The 17,261-nt window shown below is 45.6% G+C and carries 17 protein-coding genes and 1 pseudogene; 11 read left to right on the plus strand and 7 right to left on the minus strand.

Annotated features, from left to right (window positions below; genetic code table 11):
- Positions 1 to 3: 3 nt before the first annotated feature.
- On the minus strand, positions 4 to 978 hold the full coding sequence (locus WCV65_RS20630) for an aldo/keto reductase (protein ID WP_338779069.1): 975 nt from the start codon (positions 976 to 978) through the stop codon (positions 4 to 6).
- Between the two features lie 247 nt (positions 979 to 1,225).
- Here WCV65_RS20630 and WCV65_RS20635 point away from each other — a divergent pair, with 247 nt between their 5' ends.
- The 6 genes from WCV65_RS20635 (at position 1,226) to WCV65_RS20660 (ending at position 6,409) form a co-directional block, all read left to right on the plus strand.
- Entirely contained in the window at positions 1,226 to 2,062 is an 837-nt protein-coding gene (locus WCV65_RS20635) for an alpha/beta hydrolase (RefSeq protein ID WP_338779071.1), read from the plus strand.
- A 133-nt stretch (positions 2,063 to 2,195) separates the two neighbouring features.
- A complete protein-coding gene (locus WCV65_RS20640) occupies positions 2,196 to 3,104 on the plus strand; it encodes an ABC transporter ATP-binding protein (protein WP_338779073.1) in 909 nt (302 codons plus the stop codon).
- The gene (locus WCV65_RS20645) at positions 3,101 to 3,868 is read left to right on the plus strand and encodes an ABC transporter permease (protein WP_338779075.1); all 768 of its coding nucleotides are present in this window, start codon (positions 3,101 to 3,103) and stop codon (positions 3,866 to 3,868) included. The genes WCV65_RS20640 and WCV65_RS20645 overlap by 4 nt, the downstream gene beginning before the upstream one ends.
- A gap of 118 nt (positions 3,869 to 3,986) precedes the next feature.
- Positions 3,987 to 4,217 carry a FeoA family protein gene (locus WCV65_RS20650; RefSeq protein WP_338779077.1) on the plus strand — a complete coding sequence of 77 codons (231 nt, stop codon included), beginning with the start codon at positions 3,987 to 3,989 and terminating at the stop codon, positions 4,215 to 4,217.
- A complete protein-coding gene (gene feoB / locus WCV65_RS20655) occupies positions 4,214 to 6,205 on the plus strand; it encodes a ferrous iron transport protein B (protein WP_338779079.1) in 1,992 nt (663 codons plus the stop codon). Before WCV65_RS20650 ends, feoB begins: the two co-directional genes overlap by 4 nt.
- 15 nt (positions 6,206 to 6,220) lie before the next feature.
- Positions 6,221 to 6,409, plus strand: a complete 189-nt coding sequence (locus tag WCV65_RS20660; protein WP_338779081.1) for a FeoB-associated Cys-rich membrane protein — start codon at positions 6,221 to 6,223, stop codon at positions 6,407 to 6,409.
- Positions 6,410 to 6,527: 118 nt separating this feature from the next.
- Here the strand turns inward: WCV65_RS20660 and WCV65_RS20665 are convergent, their stop codons facing one another.
- On the minus strand, positions 6,528 to 7,001 hold the full coding sequence (locus tag WCV65_RS20665; RefSeq protein ID WP_338779083.1) for a hypothetical protein: 474 nt from the start codon (positions 6,999 to 7,001) through the stop codon (positions 6,528 to 6,530).
- A gap of 304 nt (positions 7,002 to 7,305) precedes the next feature.
- Positions 7,306 to 8,184, minus strand: a complete 879-nt coding sequence (locus WCV65_RS20670) for a hypothetical protein (protein ID WP_338779085.1) — start codon at positions 8,182 to 8,184, stop codon at positions 7,306 to 7,308.
- 141 nt (positions 8,185 to 8,325) lie between these two features.
- Here WCV65_RS20670 and WCV65_RS20675 point away from each other — a divergent pair, with 141 nt between their 5' ends.
- Positions 8,326 to 9,030 carry a DUF421 domain-containing protein gene (locus WCV65_RS20675; RefSeq protein WP_338779087.1) on the plus strand — a complete coding sequence of 235 codons (705 nt, stop codon included), beginning with the start codon at positions 8,326 to 8,328 and terminating at the stop codon, positions 9,028 to 9,030.
- Here WCV65_RS20675 and WCV65_RS20680 read toward each other — a convergent pair.
- Complete coding sequence (locus WCV65_RS20680) at positions 9,024 to 9,584, minus strand: cysteine dioxygenase family protein (RefSeq protein WP_338779089.1); 561 nt, start codon at positions 9,582 to 9,584, stop codon at positions 9,024 to 9,026. The two genes, WCV65_RS20675 and WCV65_RS20680, sit on opposite strands and share 7 nt — an antisense overlap.
- Positions 9,585 to 9,661: 77 nt before the next feature.
- On the minus strand, positions 9,662 to 12,847 hold the full coding sequence (locus WCV65_RS20685; protein WP_338779091.1) for an SNF2 helicase associated domain-containing protein: 3,186 nt from the start codon (positions 12,845 to 12,847) through the stop codon (positions 9,662 to 9,664).
- 78 nt (positions 12,848 to 12,925) lie between these two features.
- Between WCV65_RS20685 and WCV65_RS20690 the strand changes: the two genes are divergently transcribed.
- Complete coding sequence (locus WCV65_RS20690) at positions 12,926 to 13,834, plus strand: Gfo/Idh/MocA family oxidoreductase (protein WP_338779093.1); 909 nt, start codon at positions 12,926 to 12,928, stop codon at positions 13,832 to 13,834.
- A 52-nt stretch (positions 13,835 to 13,886) separates the two neighbouring features.
- Here the strand turns inward: WCV65_RS20690 and WCV65_RS20695 are convergent, their stop codons facing one another.
- Complete coding sequence (locus WCV65_RS20695; RefSeq protein ID WP_338779095.1) at positions 13,887 to 14,354, minus strand: DinB family protein; 468 nt, start codon at positions 14,352 to 14,354, stop codon at positions 13,887 to 13,889.
- Positions 14,355 to 14,523: 169 nt separating this feature from the next.
- Between WCV65_RS20695 and WCV65_RS20700 the strand changes: the two are divergent.
- The 3 genes and pseudogenes from WCV65_RS20700 to rluF all read left to right on the plus strand — a co-directional run.
- Positions 14,524 to 14,766 (plus strand): annotated as a pseudogene (locus WCV65_RS20700) (gluconate permease); the annotation flags it as partial.
- 230 nt (positions 14,767 to 14,996) lie between these two features.
- Positions 14,997 to 15,386, plus strand: a complete 390-nt coding sequence (locus tag WCV65_RS20705) for an RDD family protein (protein WP_338779096.1) — start codon at positions 14,997 to 14,999, stop codon at positions 15,384 to 15,386.
- A 399-nt stretch (positions 15,387 to 15,785) separates the two neighbouring features.
- A complete protein-coding gene (rluF, locus tag WCV65_RS20710; protein ID WP_338779098.1) occupies positions 15,786 to 16,493 on the plus strand; it encodes a 23S rRNA pseudouridine(2604) synthase RluF in 708 nt (235 codons plus the stop codon).
- 49 nt (positions 16,494 to 16,542) lie between these two features.
- On the opposite strand, the gene WCV65_RS20715 is transcribed toward rluF, so the two are convergent.
- Entirely contained in the window at positions 16,543 to 17,250 is a 708-nt protein-coding gene (locus WCV65_RS20715; protein WP_338779100.1) for a SprT family zinc-dependent metalloprotease, read from the minus strand.
- Positions 17,251 to 17,261: the final 11 nt, after the last annotated feature.

Raw genomic sequence — 17,261 nt, forward strand, 5'->3', positions numbered from 1 at the left:
TCTTTATTCGACTCCCAGCATTCCCATTTGTTCAGCTGCATAGCGTGTCCCGGCTACCGCTTCAGCAGGAACCGCCTCTTCAATTCTGGCCAGATCCGCTTCAGTGAGCTCAAGATTCAAGGCACCAAATGCATCTTGAAGCTGGGAACGTTTTCGGGCACCGATCAGCGGAATAACATCCTCGCCTTTAGAAAGAACCCATGCGATCGCAAGCTGTGCGACATTTGCTTGTTTTTCTTCGGCAATTTCACGCAGTTTTTCTACAAGAGCCAGGTTCTTGTCCAGATTTTCTCCCATAAAGCGCGGAGCAAAAGAACGGAAATCTGGAGCGCCTTGACGATCCTTGGACCACTTGCCGCTCAGCAATCCCCGGGATAAAACACCGTAAGCAGACAAGCTGATTCCAAGCTCCCTTATAGTCGGGAGGATTTCTTTCTCAATTCCGCGGCTGAATAAAGAATATTCGATTTGAAGCCAGCTGATCGGATGAACCTTGTGTGCCCGGCGTATAGTTGCAGCATTTGCCTCTGAAAGGCCGATGTGCTTCACATATCCGGCTTTGACCATATCTGCCATTGCGCCTATGGTCTCTTCAATCGGCACATTCGGATCAACCCGTGCAGGCTGGTATAAATCAATGTAATCCGTACCAAGCTTCTGAAGGGTCTGTGCTAAATTATTTTTCATTGCCTCAGGCCGGTTATTCATCCCGATCCAGCCGCCATCCGGAGATCTGAGCACTCCCGTTTTTACTGCGATGAATGCATTCTCCCGCTTCTTCCCCTGTAAAGCCTCCCGGAGCAAAAGCTCATTATGGCCGGTTCCATAAAAGTCTCCTGTATCCAAAAGGGTTATTCCTTTTTCTAATGCTTCATGAATTGTCGCAATGCTTTCGTTTCTGTCCGCTGCACCGTAAAGATCCGACATGCCCATTAATCCTAAACCGATTTTCGATGCACCAATTTTTATATTTTCCATTTTGAGACCTCCCATTTGTTTGTTTATAGTGTCATCATAACAAAACAAAAAACGAATGACAAATATTATTTTTTGTCATTCGTTTTTACATCAATGTTCTAAGCACCAGACCTAATCAAATCTTTCCATAAAGAACATTTAAAAGATTACCTAAAAACAAATCGGGGTAATTGGCATTTACAGGATGAAAAAAGCAGCGTGTTTAGAAATTTCGGGTTCATCCGAATTTTTGCTTGGAGGGATAATCATGGCAATGCTAACTGTTGGTAATGAAAACGATGCACCAATTGAAACTTATTATGAAGATCAAGGAACGGGGAAACCTGTCGTACTGATTCACGGATGGCCGCTTAGCGGGCGTTCTTGGGAAAAGCAGGTGCCTGCTTTAATTGATGCAGGCTATCGAGTCATTACATATGACCGCAGAGGATTTGGAAAATCCTCGCAGCCTTATAGCGGCTATGAATATGATACATTCGCAGCCGATCTGAACAAATTGCTTGAGCACTTAGACCTTCGTGAAGCGGCACTTGTCGGTTTTTCAATGGGCGGCGGAGAAGTAGCACGCTATATAAGCACATACGGAACAGAACGGGTGAGCAAAGCGGTTTTCGCCGCAGCCGTCCCTCCTTATCTGTACAAGGCATCGGATAACCCCGATGGAGGTCTTGATGATGGGGCAATTGAAGAGTTCCAAAACGGAGTAAAGGGAGACCGGATCGCGTTTCTTGATACGTTTACTCACAACTTCTTTGCAGCCGGAGACAAGACAGACCTTGTCAGCGAGCCGTTCCGTCTCTATAACCGGGATATTGCAGCAATGGCGTCTCCAAAAGGCACCCTTGACTGTATCGCAGCGTTCGCTAAAACCGATTTTCGGGGCGACTTGGAGAAAATAACCGTCCCAACACTCATCATTCATGGGGATTCAGACGGGACTGTACCGTTTGAAGTGAGCGGCAAGCGTACCCATGAAACGATTCCAGGAAGTGAGCTTGTTGTGATTGAAGGCGCTCCTCATGGCTTCAACGCTACGCATGCCGAGGAATTTAACCGGGGTTTAATCAACTTCCTCAATTCTTAAAATGAATAGCAATAATGAGCCAAAAAACCAGTTTGATTGGCAAACTGGTTTTTTTCTTTGCTGTTTTCCATATCCACGCTCCTCTGTCTTAAGCTATAGTCAAAAGAGATCATCACGAACAAGGAGGAGCAGGATGAACGAAACACCTGTATTGCAAATCGAAAATGTCAGTAAGAGGATTAAGCATCACCAAATCCTTTCAAACGTCAGCCTGACCGTGAAAAAAGGTGAAATTCTCGGTTTGCTGGGCCCAAACGGCTCCGGTAAAACGACCATGATCCGATCCGTTCTCGGACTTGTTTCCTTAAACGCCGGGGAAATATCCATCGGCGGCTATTCCATAAAAAAGGACTTTGAGAAAGCCGTCAGCCTCGCTGGTGCCATTGTAGAGAATCCGGAGTTTTACAATTATATGAGCGGTTATTATAACCTCGTTCATTTTGCAAACATGAGCGACCCAATCGGGAGAGGCAGAATTGCGGAAGTCGTAGATTTGGTGGGATTGGGAGAGCGAATTCATGATCCGGTCCGCACCTATTCGTTAGGCATGCGGCAGCGGCTTGGTATTGCGCAGGCGGTCCTCCATAAACCGCAGCTGCTGCTATTGGATGAACCAACAAATGGTCTAGATCCATCCGGTATACGGGAACTTCGCGAATACCTGAAAAATCTGCGGGACAAAGAGAATGTAGCCATTGTCATTTCCACTCATCTGCTAAAAGAAGTAGAAGACATGTGTGACAGAGTGGCGATAATCAAAAAAGGCGAGATTCTGTCCGTTCAAAATGTTCGATATGAGGCTAGCGATTTGCCAATTCGTGTCCTATTCGAGGTAAATCAACCTCTTGAGGCGGAGGAAGCAGCAAAAGCCTACTCTCCAGCACCTGTGCCCGGCGGTCTGGAATTCCTCGTGAGGCGAGAGGAAATTCCGCTCATCAACAGGACACTCACAGAAAACGGAATTGACGTCTTCGCCATCCATCCAAAACGCAAAAACTTAGAGGAATCATTCCTCGAGCTTATAGAGGAGGCAACGGAATGATCCGGCTGTTAAAAAACGAACATATGAAAATCTTTTTGAAAAAAGGAAGCTGGGCACTGGCGATCGGACTCGCTGTGATCTGCTTCGTCATGGCTCTATTTATGAAGAAAATGCTGGCTGGTGCGGGAGTAGAGGAGAATTATCTCGGATTCCTATCGTTCAGCACCGGTTTTTTAGGTATGCTCCCTTTTTTCACCGTCGCAATTGCCGGCGCCATCGTAGCGAGCGAATTTGAACGGGGAACGATTAAATTTTTATTGATTAGAAAAGCGACCCGTTCAAAGGTTCTTCTTTCTAAGTACATAACAACGGTTCTTTTCAGTGTTTATATCGTTCTATTGTATTTTTTTCTATCTGTCTTTCTCGGAATGCTCTTATTCGGGTTTCAAAACGCCGCAGAAAGCGGTCCGCTCTTAACAACTGCTTTAATCGATTACGGTGACTGTCTGATTGAAACGATCATTACGGCGACTTTTGCCTTTATGCTCTCAGCCGTTTTCAGAAGCACGGTCCTTTCTGTAGGATTGACTTTCATTATCCTTCTTGCAGCCAAAAGCGCTGTTCAGCTACTTGCCCATTACGATGTGGCGTGGGGGCGGTTTTTGCTGTTTTCCAATACGGGTTTCGGTCAATATGCAAGAGGAAATGTACCGCTATTTGAAGGCATGAGCCCCTTATTCACCCTATTGGTATTGCTGTTTCATTTTATATCTTTTCTTGGCTTGGCTTGGGCTGCTTTTGTGAAAAGGGATGTAGCGAATTAATATGTATGATAGCCCTTTCAAAAAATATTTTCAGGTTATTTACGAATTGGGATAATTAGAGTACACTAGGTTCAGATGTTAATTGATAATGAGTATCATTATTATGAGGTGAACCACGATGAACCTAAACCAAATTCAACAGAATGAAACATTTAAAATACAGGATTTAACCGAGCTCCATCCATTTGTTAAACGCCGTTTGAAGGATCTGGGCGTTTACGAAGGAAAAGAGGTCAAAGTGATCCGCTATTGTCCGCTTGGAGGGCCATGCCTATTGGAGTGCTCCGGACAAAGGGTCGGCATTCGCAGAAAGGACACGTTCTGCATTAAAGGGGCTCGTCTTTCATGAATACGGCACTGTTTGGCAATCCGAATACAGGAAAAACCTCTTTATTCAATCAAATCACCGGTTCTTACGAATATGTAGGAAACTGGAGCGGCGTAACGGTTGATAAAAAGGTCGGCAAGATTAAAGACTCCATGCAATCTTTGATTGACTTGCCCGGTGTCTATTCCCTTAATCCTCTTTCCAATGATGAGAGAGTCGCATCCATTGCTCTTCTTCAGGAGGAAGCGCAGCAAATTCTCAATATCGTCAACGCCAATCAGCTCGAAAGAAGCCTTTATTTAACGATTGAGCTTTTAGAAACGAATCTTCCTCAAGTCGTGGTATTGAATATGATGGACCTAGCTGAAAAGCGCGGCATATCCATTCATTTAGAGCGTCTCGGTGAACTGCTTGGTGTGAAGAGCTATTCAGCTGTTGCCCGCAAAGGACATGGCTGTGAAGAGATTACCCAGCTGTTTAAAAACGAGCCGCTTCATTCGTCTGCTCCCTTTATGATTTCCTACCATCCAATCATTGAAGCGGCTATTGCACGCATGCTTACTGAAATAGGTGAAGAAGGAAACATGAAAAAGCGCTGGGTCGCGGTTCAATATCTGATGAACAATGAACTCATTCAGCTGGAAATGAACAAGAAGTTTCCGGGACTCAGCCGAATAAAGGAAGAAGCTGAGGAACAGCTTTTCAAAGCAGCAGGCCATTCTGCGGAAGATGATATGTACAAAACAAGAAATGCCTTTATCACCCAATTGGTTGAGCAGGTGACCGAACAGCAGGGTCAGCGCGAAAGCCTTCCTTTGACCGCCTGGATAGACAAAATTGCGATTCATCCAGTTTTGGGCATTCCCTTTTTCCTTCTCATCCTGTTTGCGGTTTTCCAGCTGACGTTTGATTGGCTTGGAACCCCCATCTCCGATATGCTGGATTCCTTTTTCACAGGTCCTTTAACCAGTGGAGCTCAGCTGCTATTGAACAGCATCGGTGCCACACCGTTCATCAAGGCTGTTGTCCTTGATGGAATTATTGCGGGTGTAGGCGGCGTTCTCGTATTCGTCCCGCAAATCTTTATTCTGTTTTTCTTTATTTCCTTATTGGAGGATTCCGGATATATGGCCCGGGTTGCTGTTGTGATGGACCGCCTGATGGAATACATCGGACTGAACGGAAAAGCGTTCATCCCTCTTGTCATCGGTTTCGGATGCAATGTTCCGTCCATTATGGCAGCGAGAACGATTGAACAGCCAAGGGAACGATTGCTGACCATTCTCGTGTCGCCGTTCATGTCCTGTTCGGCAAGACTATCCGTATACGCTCTGTTTGCGGCAGCCTTTTTTGAGAAAAACCAGGCACTGATCGTCCTTTCCCTGTACGTTCTCGGGATCGTAGTCGCAATGATCGTCGCAAAAATTCTTTCGCTTTTCCTGAAAAATGAAAAATCCTATTTTGTTATGGAGCTGCCTCCATATAACGCTCCGCAAATGCGGCAGCTGCTGAAAAGTACATGGGACAAAGGAAAAGGGTTTGTGCGAAAAGCAGGAACGTTCATTTTGGGAGGAACCGTCTTTATTTGGCTGTTTTCTTACCTTGGACCTGGAGGAGCAGACGTTCCAATCGACGAAAGCTTTATGGCGATTGCGAGTGGCGCTGTAGCTCCTATTTTCGCTCCGCTTGGATTTGCAACCTGGCAGGCGGTTTCTGCGCTCATTACCGGCTTCCTTGCGAAGGAAGTGGTCGTGGCAACCATGAATATCCTGTATCACGTACCGGATGGACAAACGATGGCAGGGCTTTTGCCAAACTATTTCACACCGCTCTCAGCCTATACATTCCTTGTGTTTATTCTGCTGTACACACCATGCCTGGCAACAGTCGCCATCATGAAAAAAGAAACGGGCAGCACAAAGATCACACTGTTCTCGATTGGCTATTCGTTTGCCATCGCCTATATCGTGGCCCTTGCGGTTTATAAAGCAGGGCAATTTATCGTATAAGAGGAGGTTTCCGATATGATCGCAAGCATCATCTTAGGACTGCTCATTTTTGGATACGCCACATGGATGGTTGTCTCCTTTTTCAAAAAAAGCCGCCAGGGAAAATGCGGCACATGCGCTTTAAATAAATCCTGCAAATCCGGCTGCTCGATTGTGACGGCAGAGGAACGCGGAGATTTGCTGAAGCATTCCAACGGAGGATGAACATAAAGAAATAGAATATATAAAGGTTGTTTAAGAAGGAATTATTTAAGTTAGTAATGTCCATATAATAGATTAATAGTAAAAAAGGAAAGTAACTTGTTACTTTCCTTTTTTACGTTTAATATGTTTTGATTTTTGATGGACCAGTCCGTATCCAATAACCTTTGGCAGATGAATCTCCTATATCAAAACTTTGAGTATATTTATATTTCGTGGTTATAATTATCCCTTTTGCCTTCTTTTGATTTACAAGTTTTAACTTCTGAGCAAAGTCCTTTTTTTCTGCAGCCGTGAGTTTATTTAACCCCATTAATGTTGCTCCTCCTATAAACCCATATAACCCTGCTTTCTTAGCACTACTTTTGGCTAGAGCACTTACATAAGCTAAAAACCCTCCATCGACAGCTTTATTATTTGTTAAGCTATTCAATAAGGCGGCGTTATTAAATTTAGTTTGCAATTGGCTTTTACTCATTTTTATTTGTACTGTTTTTACGTCACCAAATTTTAACTTTGCTGCTGAGACATTCGTTTGACCAATTAGCAGAAAACACAAAGCACAGCTTAATGCAATAACAAGAATTTTTTTCATAGTTATCCTCCTTTTTCTATTATATTATCCTATTTTATGGAATTTAAAACAGGTAAAACTACTCAATTTGATAGATATTGACATTGCTAGCGGTCTTTCGACCTAATTCAAGCTTTCCAAAAGCAAAAAAAGGAGGGGAAGTGCACCTCCTTTTATTAATTTATTGATGATTTCTATCTAATCATTCATGTAGCACCACATGGAAGATCTGACTTACGATCGGCTCCATAAGGATTTTCCGGATTTATATGTAATAGGAATGGGAACAGAAGTGGACGTTTGTGATGACGCTGCGGACCTTATTTCATCCGTTCGTAAAGGATTCCAAATTCTGTGCAATTTCACTCCCTATCTCGTTCAACGCCGCTTTTGTCCCGTATTTCCCATGGCTTTGGCCATTTTTATCCTGTCCCCCGCCTAACCCAAGGAATTGCTCGGACGGCTTAAAATGAAGGCCAAGCAGCGGAATTCCAAGCCTCGAATGAAAGCCAAGCTGATAGGCTGCGCTTGGGTAGGGTTCCATCGCTTTCGGCGGATCAAATTCAATCCCAGGTTCGACCCTTTCAAACAGAGCGCAGTGCTCTCTCCCTAGAAGAATGACCATGCCGGGCCTTAAAAACTCGAGCTTTTCCTGCAAAAACTCCCGTGAAAAATCAGAACCGAGCAAACTAAGCTTTTCTTTAATCCTCCCCATATGCGTACGTGTTGCAAAAGGGAAAAAGTCCGAATGAACCACGTTTTGAAGATGGGGAGATCCGTAAAAAGAACCGCCCATTCCATTTAAGAAACCTTCCAGCTTCGCTCCCCCGGGTTTGCCAAACCATGTCCGGTACGCTTTTCCCTCCTTAAAATACGATTGATAGAACTCAATCGCAGACTCTAACTGAGCCTCATCCTTCGCATACTCGGCTAATGATCGTCCCTCTTCCCGAATATGAAATCTTGCCAGGTCCCCAAGCAGCAGCTGATCGTTCTGATTGAGAAATTCCTTTGGAGACGGATTGGTGGCCATGGTCACCCAGCTGCCCGGAACCGCCTCCCCGAGCCAGACAACCGGTGTGGCTCTTTCGATGAACTCATGAGAAATCGGGGTCTGGAGCAGTTCTTCCTGGTACATGGAAGCTCTGGCTAGCAGTGATTTCGCCTTTGTTAATCGATCATCTGAGAGAGAGATTAAGCTCACTTATTTTCGCCTCCTTTTTCGGAAAGGTCTATAAACCATCTCCTAAAGGAATGCTTTTTAAACCAGATGAACTCTCCCTATAAAATTGAATGAGTAGTGACACACTAAAAAGCACTTATTGAAGCAAAGGACGTGTCAGGAATGGATTTTTATCAAAGCCAGGAAACGCTCACCATCATGGAATGGGTTCTGCGGTCGGTTATCGGTTTTGTCTTTTTAGTGATTGTCGCAAAAGTATTAGGCCAGCGCACCATTTCCCAGCTGCGGCTGCTCGATTTCGTCATTGCCTTAGTCATCGGAAATATCATTGCACACCCCTTATCTGATCAGCACTTGGGATTGCAGGGCTCAATTGTTTCCACGATTGTATTAGTCGCCTTGTATAGTCTGGGTATTCAGCTGAACCTTAAGTGGCCTGGTTTTAGAAGATTCATTAATCATAAATCCATTACCGTCGTAGAAAATGGTGAAATTCTTAATAAGGGATTAAAAAAAGCAAGAATTTCTATTGATGTGCTTTTGGAGGAATTAAGAGAAGATAAAGTAGACGACGTAAAAAAAGTAGCATTAGCCATTTGGGAAGCAGATGGGAAACTATCCGTATTTTTGCATCCGGATTACGAACCCCTTACACCCGCTTCCCTTAAGCTAAAATCGGAGCCATTTGACTTTCCCAGAACGATAATTATGGAGGGAAGGGTGCTATCCGAGGTATTACGCCAGCTGCACAAGGAGGAAAGCTGGGTGATCAGCCGTTTGGAAAGCCTTTATCAAGCGGAGGTTCAGCATGTACTGCTTGCAACCTTGGATGGTAAGGAACAGCTGAAGGTATTTTTATATCATTGAGTTTTGGGCAGCTCAATCTCCTTTACTTTCTGGCGCATTTCTTCAGTCCACCATGCTCCGCAATCATCCGATACGACGCAAGCCGCACATGCATCCAGGTCGTAGACCATCATCCCAGTGATCGGAGGGGAATAAAGATGCAGTGTAACTAAATCAGTCCCTCCTGCAGACTTCATCTTATGCACCCCTTTCCTTGGTGCATAAAACAACTTCCCCTCTTGATGGATCTCTTCAAATAACTCAGACGGCCACCCCTTTTCGCTCACTTCATATACGGTGTTAAGAGACGTTCCATTCAGCACTTGAATCCATCCTTGTGAATTTCCATGATCATGGGGAGCACACTCCACCTGCGACCAATTCATAACGAGTAATTCGACTTCATCATTTTGAAAGATAAGCTTGCGGTAGTAAGGATTTCCATCCGCTGATTTCAGCATTGGGGCCACCTCTTCAAGCTTGACATCCAATTTTTGCAGAACTTCCTTCAATTCTTTCTTGGAAGGCTTCTTTAAAGAATGGAATACGTTCATGGTCTTATCCTTAAGCTTCATGAATTTCTCCTCCTTAAGCAGAGCTCATTCCTTCATACTTATGATTCCTAATAGAACGCTTATGAATAAACTTCACTCTATACCCTCAGCAAATCCCGTATATCCTCTTCCGTCAGCGTAAACGGCATTTTCTCATCCAGATCCACGATTTCTTTAATAAGCTGCCGCTTTTTATCCTGCAGCTCGTTCATTTTCTCCTCAATCGTGCCGCGTGTGACAAGCTTGATGACGTTTACTGTGTTCGTCTGTCCCATCCGGTGCGCACGGTCAGCGGCCTGTTCCTCCACCGCTGGATTCCACCATGTATCAAAGTGAATGACGGTGTCCGCGCCTGTTAAGTTCAAGCCTGTACCGCCCGCTTTCAGTGAAATGAGAAAAAGATTCCGTTCGCCTGCATTAAACCGGGTACACAGTTCAACCCTTTCCGCGAGTGCGGTTTGGCCATCCAGATAGAAATACGGCAAGCCCTGAACCGCTAATGCTCGTCCGATCATGTCAAGCATGGAGGTGAACTGGGAGAAGATCAGCACTCTTCTACCTGAGAGGCGGGCCTCCTCCAGGATGTTCATGAGCTGATCAAATTTCGCCGACCCTCCGCTGTATCCGTCAACGAACAGGGATGGATGACAGCAGATTTGCCGCAGCCGTGTAATTCCGGCTAAAATCTTAATCTTGTTTTTTTGAATGGTCTCTTTATCCAAGTGCTTCAGGGTATCGTGGCGAAGCTTTGCCAGGTAGGCCGCGTACAGCTTTTTCTGCTCGGGGAGCAGCTCGACGATTTCCATCGACTCAATTTTCTCAGGAAGCTCGGAAAGCACGTCCTCCTTCATTCTGCGGAGCATAAAAGGACGAATTCGCCTTGCGACCTTTTTCCTTGTGAGCGTGCTGTATTCCTTCAACCCCATTAACAGCTCCGGAAAGACAACATGGAAGATCGACCAAAGTTCTTCCCGCGAATTCTCCACAGGTGTTCCTGTCAGCGCGAACCGGTGATCGGCCTGAATCCTTTTGACAGCTCTTGCCGTCTGTGTGATTGGATTTTTAAAGGCCTGCGCTTCATCAAAAAAGACCGTATGGAAAACCCGTTTTTCGTATTCGTGTATATCCCGTCTCACAAGCGGATAGGACGTGATAAGGACATCTGCAGCTGCATCATCCCGGAAACGGTCCGCTCTCTCCGTCCGGCTGCCGTCCATGATGATGGCCTCGATTTCCGGTGCAAACGTGCCGATTTCATTTTTCCAGTTATACAGCAGGGAAGAAGGGCAAACAATCAGGACCGGCCTTTTTAACCGGCGGATTTCAGGAAGAACGGACACGATATACGCAATGCTTTGCAGCGTTTTCCCAAGCCCCATATCATCCGCAAGAATCCCTCCAAATCCGTTCCTGGCGAGTGATTTCATCCACCGGTATCCGTTTTTTTGGTAATCCCTCAGAACAGATTCCAGCTTCTCGGGAACAGCAAATTCCAGCTCATCCGGGTGGAGAAGACCGTTCAGCAGCTGCTGAACCGAGTCCTCGAGCGTCAGTGTATCGGAAACTTTAATGGAATCCAGAAGCTGAAGCCCTTTGATCAGTGGGACTTCAAGCTCTTTTTCCCAGTCCTCCGCCTGTACCGGCATCGCTGTTAAGAATCGGTAAATCTCCTCATATTCCCGTGTTTCAAGGGAAAGCAGAGCCCCGCTTCGCAACCGGTAATATTTCCGCTTTTCATCCAGTGCCGCCAGAACATCGCGGATTTCTTTTTCCGGGATTCCGTCCATTTCAAACTTAAACTCCAGCCAGTTCGTGCGCTCCCGTTTAGCCTCCACCTTGATTCTCGGTCCTGCCGTCTCTTTAAAAATCCGGCTTCGAACGGCAGTCGTAGCATGCACCTGGACAAACTTTTCAAGCTTCGGCAGTACATGATACAAAAACTCATACTCCAAAAGCTCATTTTGCAGATAATAGCCGCTGTCCGTCCGGGCAAACGAGCTTTCCTCCATCAGCTTGAGGATCAGATCCTCCTTCTCCGAATCGCGGATAACCCTTGACAGAGCGCGCACTTCCTGTTCGTCGAGAGGATTAAAAACAATATTTCCGTAATGAAATTCAAGACCTGCAAGCAGCCGGTTTTTCACTCTGTCCAAATAGAGTTTGGCTGTTAGCGATGCTTCAGCCATCCGTTTGGAAATCGTCTCTGAAACGGCAACCTCCCCGAGCTTTCGGAGCCCTGGAACCACTTTTTCCAGATAAAGATTGACCTGCTGCGGAGGAATGGGAATCGTGTTTTTTCCTGAAGCATCAATGACCCGTTTCAGTTCAGCCAAGCGTTCAAAATTTTCCGTCCCCAGCTGAAACAATACTCCTGTAGATAAAACCGATTGGTAGGGCTTCAAGAAAATCAGGTCTTGCAATCCACCCGCTTTCAGCTCATACCCTCTGCCTTCTTCGTAAAAATCAAATTGAAGCGGCAGGACGCCTTCAGATAGACGAAGACCCGAATAGATTTCCCCGTTGACCTCAAGCTCTGCAAAAGGCGCTCTCATAAGGGATGGGAGAAGCAGACTCCATGAAAAAGGAGAAAGGAGCAGCTGATGGCTTTCCTTTTCAGCCGTCTCATTTTGTACAACCTTAAAAAGCTGCTGAATCACAGCATCTGATTCTTTCGTAAAACAATGAGACAATGGATCAAACTTGAAGTGGGACGTAAGCTGGAAGGGCTGTCCGCTTATGATGTTTTCCAGAAAGGCCTTCATCTTCCGGACTTTTACCGATTCAACAGTGAGTTCCAGTGCAAGCAGAAGCTCACCGTCTTCCCTTTGAACCGGCTTGCACGTAAACACCGCATTCAGTACGGTGCGATTTTCAAAGTAGTTCTGCTCCCCTGTTTTACGGTTTTGCCGGTCCTTGAAGGCCGTCAGCAATTCCTCCGTCAAGGCATAGTCAGGAACGGCGGGTGCCTCTCCCTCCGCTTGGATCTCAGGAACCGTCCCGATTGTCTGATGTTCATCAATCGTCAGCAAGACCGCCGCTATGTGCTGGCATTGCTGCTTAAAGGAAATAAGCTTCGGACAGCTGCATGCTGCATGGAACGTACCATCAGGTTCCACCGTGACCGAAACGCGGAAATCCTCCGTACTCTGAACGGTCGCGTGACAGCCATTCTCGCGGTACTCCTGGAACTTCACTTTATTGGAACGGCGCAAGGAATCTCCGCTCTTAAGGGAGACCTGTCCGCACAGTTTTTCGATAATTTTTTTGTTTAGCTCTATTTTCAAAGCAAAGGCTCCTTAAAGAAAGATTTCAATCGTGCATGCTATACTTTACCTACCATTTTAACAGAGGAGGAAAGAAAGATGAGGATGGGAATCATCGGACTTGGCGACATCGCCAAAAAAGCGTACCTGCCCGTGCTATCGGAAAGAAAAGATCTAGAGCTTGTGCTTTGTACGAGGAATCAGGACACGCTGCAGCATCTTGCCCAGGTCTACAGACATGCGGAAACGGCTCAGACAGTGGACGAACTGCTGACTAAGAACATCGATGCCGCTATTGTCAGTACTGCGACAGAAGCGCACGTAGAGACGGCGGAAAAGCTGCTAGAAAACGGAATCAGCGTCTACATAGACAAGCCTGTATCTTTGGATTTCAGCGAAACAAAAAGAATCGCAGAGCTCGCTGAAAAAAGCGGCAAGATCGCGATGACCGGCTTCAACAGAAGATTCATCCCCCGTGTCAAAGAGCTGAAAGAACACGGCAAAGCAAGCCTGATTTTGATGCAGAAAAATCGGTTTGCCTCCCCTGATCATGTCCGAAGATTTGTCGTAGAGGACTTTATCCATGTGGTCGATACCCTCCGGTTCCTGATGGGGACAGAGGTAAAGGATGTAAAAACAGAGTTCATGGAAAATGAAGGTCTTCTGGATCACATCATCGTTCAGCTGATTGGAGACGGCTGCACGGCGATCGGAATCATGAACCGAAATGGCGGCGTGACGGAAGAAATCATTGAATACTCGGCCGGCCGGCATAAATATATAGTAAACAGTCTTGTCGAAACGACCCATTTCCATAATAAAAACATCAGCGTGACGAAGTTTGGTGACTGGGAGCCGACTCTGTTCAAGCGGGGATTCTATCAGATTATGGATCATTTTATTGAATGTGTGCGGGAAAATCGTGTTCCGAATCCTTCCATTAAGGATTCACTCATTACCCATGAGATTTGCGAGAGAATTGTGAGACAGATTGATTCGCAAGCCTAATTCAAAGCATTTAAAAGAAGCAGGCCAATAAAGACCGGTCTGCTTCTTTTGCTTACAAACTCAAATCAACATAAAATGGCGGTTCCGCGCCGAGAATGCGGGCATACAGAATCAATTGTCCTTTATGATGCGCCTCGTGGCCAATCAGACGGTAGAGCATATCTTCAGTCGGTTCCGTCAGTTTAAAGAGATCAATGGTTGTTTCGCTGTTTAAATCTTCATCTGTAAGCGACGCGAGGATCTCTTCATGTACGTTTGTGAGCTCTTCTAAAAGCTTGCGGGCTTCCGATAGTGTTTCCGGAACAGGAGGGATATCCATTTCCCGCCCCTCGATTGGAGCCAGGAAGAACTCCGGAGTCCAGGCGAGGTGATGGACGAGTTCGATCACCGTCATCCCTTCCTTCCAAGGACGCCACGAACCGCTTGATTCAGGGAATACCGCTGCGAGTTGGATCAAAGCATTTCGATGCATTTTCCAGCGTTTCATCGCTTTCTGAGCTGATATTCGTTCATCGGACATCATAATTCCTCCCTTTAAAAAAGTTTTGCCATCAAGGCATTATTTTGTTTTACCCCTTAACCTCGAAAATCCTTCTCACCTTCACCCACCCGTTCGCCGTCCACCCGATAAATTTACCATACTCCGTTATCATTTACTCATCACATACTTGTGCAGTTAAATAAAGCCCCTTACAACGGCAGGATTAGTCATCCCTCTGCTTGGCCAAACAGACGTGAACCTTGCATTGGTCGTTCTTGCAACCGGAGCGGGAAGCTTGATTGCGTCCCACGTAAATGACGCTGGATTCTAGATGTTCAAGTAATACTTTGGATTAACGATGAAAGAAACATTCGCAACGTGGACACTGCTTGAGACCATTATCTCTGTTTCGGGGCTGGTGTTTATCCTGCTGCTGAGTTTGGTGGTTTGACCTTGTGATATAAAAAAAGAGCATCCATACTTTTTATGGGTGCTCTTTTTTAGTTCCTCAAGCATTTGTTTTTTGCTGTTTCTTTGTTCTTATGATACACAGGTGGATGAGGTTGATGGCGGCTCCAGGCGGTGGGCCTCTTCTGCGTTAGCGTCCAGACAGAATGAAACTTAATGACTGGAAATTCGTATACTTACTGGACAAACAAAAGAATTAGAGGAGGAACATTGGTGAATTCCATAACGAAAAAACGAACAAAAGCGTTTCTAATCGACTTGGCCATTTCAAGCGCTGTAACGGCTGGTGTTGAGTATTTACTGCGGAAAAAAGTGAAAAGTGAAGCCGTACATGCTTTGATAACACCGACCATTGTAATGTGGACACTTGAGTACGCACAGATGCGCCAAAGAGGCCAAACCATTGGTTATAAAAAAATGGGACTGGCACTTGAGAATGAGGATGGTTCAGAACTGACATCCCGTCAAATCATTAAGCGAATGGGATACAGGGATACAGTGAGTACTTTAGATTACTTAAAAAGCCGTAATACGTTCGAAGACAAAGAAGGAGCAATCCTTCCACATGACCGCTTTTCAGGTACAGTAGTAAAAGAACGTTAAAACGGGAAAATACTCCTATTAGTGAAGGTGCCAGTCCCATCATGCTTCACCGTATCAGGGGACAGAGGCTTGATGTTCTGATCCCTTATGTACCAACGGTTTGAACGGTTAGTGCCAGAGCTTTATTACAGTAAAATTCTGGGGGACTGGCACCGTGCCAGTCCCCTTATCCTTCACCGCATCGGGGGACAGAGACTCAACGCTTTGAGCCCTTATGTATCAACGGTTTGAATGGCTGGTGCCAAAGCTTTAATACGGTAAAATTCTGGGGGACAGGCACCTCGCTCGGCCGCACACTTATGGCACCTTTCCCGCATTAAGTTCGTCTAAGCTCTTGAGAATACACAGACAGTTGAGGTATTCTTAAACGTATAATTCAAACTTAAGGCTGTGATAAACATGCGTATTAATAAATTCATCAGCGAATCTGGCAAGGCGTCCAGACGGGGTGCAGACAGGCTGATTGAAGAAGGCCGGGTCATGATCAATGGCAAGAAAGCGAAAATTGGGGACAGGGTTGAGCCCGGGGACGATGTCCGGGTAAGCGGAGACCAGATCCAGGTGTCCAGAAACAATGTGTATATCGCTTTAAATAAACCGATCGGCATCACCAGCACCACTGAAAAAAATGTAAAGGGCAACATTGTGGATTTGGTCAATCACCCTTTAAGAATTTATAATGTTGGACGTCTGGATAAGGAATCCGAAGGCTTGATTCTTTTGACAAATGATGGGGATATCGTGAACGAAATTCTGCGTGCTGAAAACGAGCATGAAAAAGAATACATCGTTTCCGTGGACAAGCCGATTACTCCGGAGTTTATAGAAAAGATGGCAAGCGGTGTGAAAATTTTAGGAACGAAAACACTTCCGTGTGAAGTGGAGCAACTTTCAAAATTTGACTTTAAAATCATCCTGAAGCAGGGATTGAACCGCCAAATCCGCCGGATGTGCGAAGAGCTCGGCTACGAGGTTTTCAGGCTGCAGAGGGTCCGGATCATGAATATCCATTTAGGAAACCTTCCCCCTGGACAATGGAGAGATCTATCGAAAAAAGAAAAAAATCAGTTATTCAGTGAATTAAATTACTACCCGAAAGAATGGTAACCAAAAAGGATGAGCCAAGCTAGAAACAGCTTGGACTCATCCTTTTTTTTTAGACCGTCATTTTCCAGCTGGACCGTGCCAGCCAGCCTTCATCTTCCTTATAGTCCGGAATCATTTTCCCAACAAGACGCCAAAAGGAGCGGTCATGATTAAGATGGACCATGTGGCACATTTCGTGAACGACCACGTAGTCGATCACTCTCGGCGGCGCCATTGCGAGCCGCCAGTTAAAGGTTAACCGCAGCTCCGAATCACACGTTCCCCAAGTCGTTTTACTATCCGTAATGCGGATGGAACGGGGCTTTGTTTTGAAGTGCTTTTGATGAGCGGTGATCCGCTTTTCCACCAAAGCCTTGCACTGCTGATAATAAAACCGTTTTAACGCCTGTTTTATTTTTTCATCCTCGAGCTGGCTCATGACTACTTGCAGCTCTTCCCCTTTAAAGAGGACATGATCCTGCTCCGCCTGCAGATCATGATGAATCTTTAAGGAGTAGACTTTTCCTAAATAAAGAAAGCTCTCTCCCTGCTCATACATCTTCACCTGAGGACCCAGCAGACGTTCCTTGTTTTCTTTTACTTTTTGCTGAATCCGATTCCAGTTTTCCTCCACTACTCTCAGCACGGATTCGTCCGGAGTGCCTTTTGGGGCCTGGATTTCCACATTTCCATAACCATCTACATAAATGCCTATGGTCGAACGCTTTTTGTATCGGACGTCAAAGCTTATCGTTTCACCTGAATACGTATGAATCATGTTTTCCGCCG

Source organism: Metabacillus sp. FJAT-52054 (assembly GCF_037201815.1).
Taxonomy (GTDB): domain Bacteria; phylum Bacillota; class Bacilli; order Bacillales; family Bacillaceae; genus Metabacillus_B; species Metabacillus_B sediminis.